The organism is Escherichia sp. AM3, assembly GCF_032029835.1.
Taxonomy (GTDB): domain Bacteria; phylum Pseudomonadota; class Gammaproteobacteria; order Enterobacterales; family Enterobacteriaceae; genus Escherichia; species Escherichia coli.
This window is the reverse complement of sequence record NZ_JAVUPQ010000320.1, coordinates 1-1,269: the sequence shown is the minus strand read 5'-3', so window position 1 is coordinate 1,269 and position 1,269 is coordinate 1. Positions and strand designations below refer to the sequence as shown.

At 44.1% G+C, this 1,269-nt stretch carries 1 protein-coding gene and 1 pseudogene; both read right to left on the bottom strand.

Annotated features, from left to right (window positions below):
• A pseudogene (locus RTW80_RS25485) lies at positions 1 to 235 on the bottom strand (IS110 family transposase); the annotation flags it as partial.
• Between the two features lie 281 nt (positions 236 to 516).
• A partial coding sequence (locus RTW80_RS25480) for a CAAX protease (RefSeq protein WP_312720839.1) occupies positions 517 to 1,269 on the bottom strand: 753 nt, incomplete at its 5' end.

Here is a 1,269-nt window from a genome sequence, read left to right as displayed (position 1 = left end):
GATTAGATCCCGCATAGCTTCATGAGTCAGCTCAGGGATCCAGACAGGGGTAAGTTCTCCAGCCCGCAGTAACCTGGCGAGAGAAATTGCGTCCCGATGATCATTTTTGATTCTGTCTGTTAATCGTACCATAATAACGAACTTCGCCAAGCCGTTCAGGTACAGCAATAGCAACCGCCAACGTTTCTTTATGCACATCCAGCCCGACGTAAGCCGCAATATTTTCCGAATGCATGATGACCTCCTCTGGAATATCCCACCAATGCTATAGTGAGTATATAAAGGTCATATCATCTACCAGTGCCAGCCAGAATAAGCGGGCAGGCTGAAGCGCTCAATGAGTTGCTGAAAAGCTGCGGCTGGATAGCCGTTCCTGAAGGAGATGCCTCCCTGCCCCACCAGTTTACTCTGATGGCCAGACAGGGAGAACCACGAAAATATGGGTAGCGGGAGATCATCTGTTTTGATAGTAGCCGCTGACATGCGGCGTCTCGCTTCCGCTAAAGCTATGTACTTTCACCTTAATTTATAGAAAACACAGGCCTCATTTTGCAGCATCATAGGCACCGTTTCTTTTCCACCATTTGTCTGAAGCATTAATTGACCAAGCAGCCCTGGCGTAGCTATGTTTGGTACCTGATAGTTAAGATTTGTATAAATGGATAGTTCTGCAGTGGAGCAGATTCTGCGGGCATTTTCATACATACCCCCCGCAGTCAAAGCGCGGTTAGTTACAGGACTGATCGCTGTTATGATCTTTTCGATTAGATTGATTTTTTCACGAATTGATTCAATTGCAGTCTGTTTATCTACAGTTTTAATTTTTATCCAGATACAGTCATGATGAAAAAGTCTATTGCGGTAGTCTCTTATCTCTTTGAGTAGATTCAATAACTTACGACGAGCCTCGACGGGTTTGTTATCAATTACACTTAGCCTTCTCAGAGCTTTTGGAAGAGAGTTAGGCCAAAGGAAATCATTTTTTTTAGCGTTATCGTCTGTATGAAGCGCCTCAAGAAAAACATTCTCCCATGTGGAAAATGTGGTCGCTGCAATAATATCATCATGTGAAAAAACTGGTGGCGTCGTTGTTATTTGCGATGGATGGCTTAAACCAAGGCGAGCGACCTCTTTGGCTTTCCATTTTTTTAATAAGCTCCGTTCAGCATCTCTGATGCAATTGATGAACTTATCGTGATTGTCTTTCGTCGTATCATACGAGATGGTATCCCACCACCGTTCACCAAATCTTGTACGAGCTGCTTTATC